At 43.8% G+C, this 5,718-nt stretch carries 1 protein-coding gene and 2 pseudogenes; 2 read left to right on the top strand and 1 reads right to left on the bottom strand.

All coding sequences use genetic code 11. The features are described from left to right. Positions 1-283 precede the first annotated feature (283 nt). Positions 284-1,267: pseudogene (locus C234_RS16460) on the bottom strand (IS982 family transposase). A 63-nt stretch (positions 1,268-1,330) separates the two neighbouring features. Between C234_RS16460 and C234_RS0112665 the strand changes: the two are divergent. Beyond that, positions 1,331-5,293, top strand: coding sequence for a hybrid sensor histidine kinase/response regulator transcription factor (locus C234_RS0112665; RefSeq protein ID WP_027326067.1), 3,963 nt, complete (start codon positions 1,331-1,333; stop codon positions 5,291-5,293). 248 nt (positions 5,294-5,541) lie between these two features. Beyond that, positions 5,542-5,718, top strand: a pseudogene (locus tag C234_RS18080) (IS982 family transposase); the annotation flags it as partial.

The following is a 5,718-nucleotide window of genomic DNA, read 5'->3' as shown; positions in this document are numbered from 1 at the left end:
TATATTCACGACTGATTTGAGAGCCGACAGGCACTCGGATTGGTATTGCATAAGGAGTGTTTCTTTAGTCATAATCAGAAGAGTTGAGAGACTTCTAATTTACTAAAATTCAACGAATTATGCAATACTTTTCACCCTTATTTTCAGCAGGTTAGCCCACTTTTTTCAGCACATTTCTTCATGCTTAACCATTCGTTTTGACAACATTTCAATGACCTCTTTAGTGTTTTCGAACCGACTTTTGCCGGTTCTATTGTTTGACTTTTAATTTTTCGGTAAAAATTTACCGAAGTATTGATAGTTCATATTTAATTCTGCCAATAGGTCTTTGATTTTTGTAGTTAATATATTGGAGGATTGTCAGTGCGCTAATTTTACCGATAATTCGGGTAAACAATCCTTCTTGTCTTTCGCATAATTTCGTTCAATCATAAACCGGTCACAAAACTGTGAGAATAAAGTTTCTATTCTTTTTCTAGCCTTGACGAAGCATGCAAATGTCGGTTTCCAATCTTTTTTAATTGCTTCTATACGGAACTTCCAATCTGATACGAGCGGTCTCAAATAGATCCAGCTGCACATCAGCACTGATATAGCCTCCATCTCCAATTATTGTGCAGGTTGAGTAATCCACTTTAACGTCTTTCAGATAATGAATGTCATGTACGCTTGCTTTTGTCAAGTCAAAGGAGTGAATAACATCACTCAATCCGCACACAGCATGTAACTTATAACCGTAGTAATAAACTCCTTGTGATGCACAATATCCAACCGATGGAGCTTTTTTTATTTCATTTTTGCCCATCCAACATCGCTTGGTACGGGCAGGGCGACAGATTTCTATCGGTTTTGAATCTATACAGAAGTAGTCTTCACCACCATCAATAGTTTCTGCCATCTTTTCTCGAATGACAATACAAGGAGAAGCCGTGAACTTTCGTCTGTCATTGTATTGCCGACGAGATATTAAGTGAGGAATCTCAGATTTATATTCTCTCAGTTTAACAAACAAAAGGGATTCGCTGTCAATGCCAATGGGTTCAGAAGCCATATTAAGAGCAACCACTTCCAAGTCGGAAAATCTGGAAACGACACCACATCGAGGTATATTACCTTGTTCGTTGACCAAATTACCCGCAACCTGCTTGCAGATGTCACGAAATTTTGCGAATATTGCATATAGGTTGTGCATATATGAATTAGCTACTTATTGATTAAGAATCATTAATGCACTAATAATCAGTATTATGCACAACTTTTTAGTCATAAATTTTTTATAATTTTAATTCCGTCAACGGGTTTTCTTTGTAATGTCAACAATTAAAAGAATATGGTTCGTTTTAATCTTGTTATCACCTTACTACTAATGATAAATATGGCTGTCAAAGCCGAACTGACCAACCGGATGTTCGATGTCAGGCATGTAGGCTATGCAGAAGGCCTTAGTAGTCAACGTGTTTTTTCGATTGTCGAGGATGGAGACGGTGCGATGTGGATTGCTACAAAAACCGGAATAGACAGATACAACGGTCATACGGTAAAGAACTATGATTTGCCGGGCAGTTTCTATTATGGCGATCTTGCCGGACGCAGGCTTTACTTATTGTACGACGCACAACAAGGACTGTTTGCCTACGACCATACCGGACGAATTTACCGATATTCCACCATCCTGGATTATTTTGAACAAGTCCTCCACCTGGGACAATTGATTCAGGAAGAAGTCATCTTGAACAAACTCTGTTTGGATAGTGACGGAACCTGGTGGATGGGGGCGGATAAAGGACTATACAAGCAAGAAGCGGACCATCGTATAGTTGCCGTGCTGAAAGGACAATATGTCAACGACATCGCATTTGCCGGCGAGTCGCTTTTTGTGGGTACTTCTAACGGAGTCTGGCAACTGTCACACGCCCTGCCGGATAAGAAACGCCAGCTGCTGGAGGGGTGGAATGTACAAACATTGTTCTGCGACAAACAAAAAAAAGAACTCTGGATAGGCACATTTGGCAGCGGTTTGTCTGTGATGAACCTCGACACTTCCAAAGTGCTTGCGCTGGAGGGACAAGGGAGCACGTTCCTTCATCCGATACGGGCAATTACAGACTATGATGTACATACCATACTCATAGGCGTAGACGGTGGCGGTGTGTATGCGATAGACAAGGACACCAAGAAAGCCCGTTTACTGATGAACACCAAAGATGACACAGATACTTACCTGCGCGGAAACGGCGTATATGCCGTAACCAGAGACGACCAGGGCAACATCTGGATAGGTAGTTATACGGGAGGTGTATCCGTGGCTATCCTGCTGAAACATCCCATTTCGATATTAGCACACGAAAAGGGAAATACCCATTCTCTCATCAGCAACAACGTAAATGATATCGAAGAAAATCCGGATGGCAACCAATGGTTCGCTACCGATGATGGAATCAGCATCCGAAACACCCTGTCAGGCACTTGGAAACACGTGCTGAAAGAAATCGTAACCATTTCTCTTTGCACATCCGGAAATGGGAACGTATGGGTAGGAACGTACGGAGACGGAGTGTATCTACTGGATAACAACGGACGCGTGTTACGCCATCTCACCAAGCAACAAGGGCAATTGACCACCAATTATATTTTCTCCGTCAGACAAGACATGGAGGGAGACTTATGGATAGGAGGTCTGGACGGATGCCTGATCATGTTTGAAAAAGAAAAAGGCAGCAGACGGTCTTTCGACGTGAATTGGGTACAATCCATTGAACCTATCGACCGAAACCGGGTAGCGGTGGCTACCGTCAATGGTTTCTTCCTGGTGGACAAACATACAGGGAATATACAGCACTATGCCAATTCCCAGGAATTTCACAATCAGAATGTCAGTGCTTATATCATCTCTATGCTGTTCAATGACGACGGAACCGTGTGGCTGGGAACCGAAGGAGGAGGATTGAATCTATATGATATGAAAAACCGGACGGTAAAGACTTTCACTGTTCAAGAGGGATTGCCGTCCAACGATATATATAGTTTGCAGCGAGACGACAAGAAACGCTTGTGGGTCAGCACCGGAAAAGGAATTGCCTTGATAGACAGCCTGCGCGTGTCGAACCTCAACTATGCGGGCAATATAGACAAGGAATATAACAAATCCTCATTTGCCCGGTTGATGAACGGCGAGTTTGTGTATGGTAGCACGGATGGCGCTGTCTTTATCATGCCACTCGACATTTCAACCGTAGACTACTGGACGCTCCTGCGTTTCACAGGGCTGACAGTTGATTATCAAAACGTCCAGGAAGAAGAATCGTTGAAACCTGCCATTCATGATATGCTTGCCGACCGTGCAGTACGGCTCGGCTATAAATACAACTCGTTTACCGTTTCTTTTGAATCTATCAACTATCGTTTCGAGCGCGATATTGTCTATCAGCATATTTTAGAGGGGTATGACAATGACTGGAGCAAATCGTCTGCCGAGGGGAAGGCATCCTACACCAAGGTATCGCCGGGCACTTATCTTTTTAAGGTGCGCAGCCTGCGGCGCAGCGACGGAAAGACTATCTCCGAAAGCACCTTAGAAGTGAAAGTGAGCCAGCCATGGTGGAACTCATGGTGGGCTTGGACTATTTACCTGTTTATAATAGGCTTCGTTTTCTATTTCATCCTGCGCTATAAGAGCAACCAGCTCCAAAAGAAATACGACGAAGACAAAATACGTTTCTTCATCGACACGGCGCACGACATTCGCACGCCGGTGACGCTTATCATGGCGCCGCTGGAGGATTTGAACCGGGAACAGGATCTCTCGGACAAGGCCCGTTATTTCCTGAATCTGGCCCATGAAAGCACCCGGAAACTCCATTCGCTCATCACACAGTTGCTCGAATTTGAAAAGGTAGACGCCCACAAGCAATCTTCTTCATCGGTTCCGCTTTGTCTGAATGAAGTTTTGCTGAAAGAAGTCTCCGTCTTCCGGTCTTTTTGCGAGAAGAAGCAGTTGACACTGAATCTGACCCAACCCGACGAATCCGTTTTCGTTTCGGCCGACAAACACCTGATAGAGATGTTACTCGACAATCTTCTTTCCAATGCCTGCAAATACACCATGCCCCAAGGAGAAATCAGTCTGGATTTGAAAGCCACGAAACGCAAAGCCATCCTTTCGTTGAAAGATAACGGAATAGGCATACCGAAGAAAGCGAAAAAGCATATCTTCTCCGATATTTACAGAGCCGAAAATGCCCGGCAGTCACAGGAAGAAGGAACCGGATTCGGACTGTTGCAGGTGCAGCGCATTGTAAAGATGCTGCATGGAAAAATCACTTTCTGTTCCGAGGAGGGCAAGGGAACTACTTTCATCGTAACATTGCCGCGAACCACCACCGTAACCGAACCCGTGTCGCACGAATCATCCCTCGAACACCTTGCCGGCACATCGGATAATAACAGCCACGAAACGGATAAAATAAAAGATCCGGACGACCGGAATACATTGCTCATTGTAGAAGACCACGAAACTCTCCGTCACTACCTCCGCCAGACCTTTGAACACCTCTATCGGGTGATTGATGTTGCCGACGGACACGAAGCTATCGCCTGTCTCGCCAATAAATATCCGGATATCATCCTCTCCGACGTCATGATGCCCGGCATACGGGGTGACGAGCTTTGCAGAATGGTCAAGGAAAATCCTGACACATCGGGTATTCCCGTCGTTCTGCTGACGGCAAAGGCTAACCACGAAGCAATAGTGGAAGGATTGAAGAAAGGCGCGGATGATTATATCCCCAAACCATTCAGTACAGAGATACTGAAATTGAAAGTACAAAGATTGATTGACAATCGAAACAGGCAACGGCAGTTTTTCATGCGGCAAGCCATCGCTCAAGTAGAGGCGGGCGGCAAACGTGACGACAATGAAAACAGTGAAAGTATCGACAACAAAAACGTAACGACAGCAAGCGAAACAATGGCCGAGGGTGACCGCCGGTTTATCATGCAAGCTACCCGGTTTGTTCTTGAACATTTGGATGAACCCGATTTCAACATCAATCTCTTGTGCCATGAAATGGCAATGAGTCGGACACTGTTCTACAGTCGCCTTAAGTCACTGACGGGAAAAGGACCGCAAGAGTTTATCCGTATCATCCGGTTACAGAAAGCTGCCGAACTGCTGAAAGAAGGTAAAAGCGTAACCGATGTCGCCGCCGAAACCGGATTCGTCAACACGAAGTATTTCAGTTCATTGTTCAAGAAACAATTCGGGATGCAGCCGAGTAAATATAGTGGTAAGTAGACAAGCATTAATGTTCGGTTTTTGAATTAAAATTAGCTCGTTTCTACACGTTTATGAATATATTTTATTCATTACCCCAATATTAAGAATCAGCCTTCTTATTACTGATAAACTACCGTCTTATCGTATACTTCATTTCTATTTAACGTGAGTTCGACGAATTGTAAGTGCTTATAAATTTGGTGATTAGCGAAATTTGTTGTAACTTTATAGTACTAAAAAACAAAGGATTACAAACAAAAATCGCTATGATCACCGAAGACAAAGTTATTGAAATATTTTGTATGGCAGACGATTTCTGCAAGTTTTTTGATGCCATGATGGCAAAATATACTATAAGGCTGGTTCACAAGAGAAAGTATCATCGTTCCTCCACTATGTCCAAAGCAGAAGTTATGCTGATAATGATTCTCTTTCACGACTCC

Origin of the sequence: Bacteroides pyogenes DSM 20611 = JCM 6294 (assembly GCF_000428105.1) — a bacterium.
Classification (GTDB): domain Bacteria; phylum Bacteroidota; class Bacteroidia; order Bacteroidales; family Bacteroidaceae; genus Bacteroides; species Bacteroides pyogenes.
The sequence above is the reverse complement of the archived record's forward strand: the minus strand, read 5'-3'. Positions and strand labels throughout refer to the sequence as shown.

What these genes read in the sequence shown, in the direction of transcription:
- C234_RS0112665 (WP_027326067.1), top strand. Translation starts at nt 1,331, where the DNA reads ATGGTTCGTTTTAATCTTGTTATCACCTTACTACTAATGATAAATATG.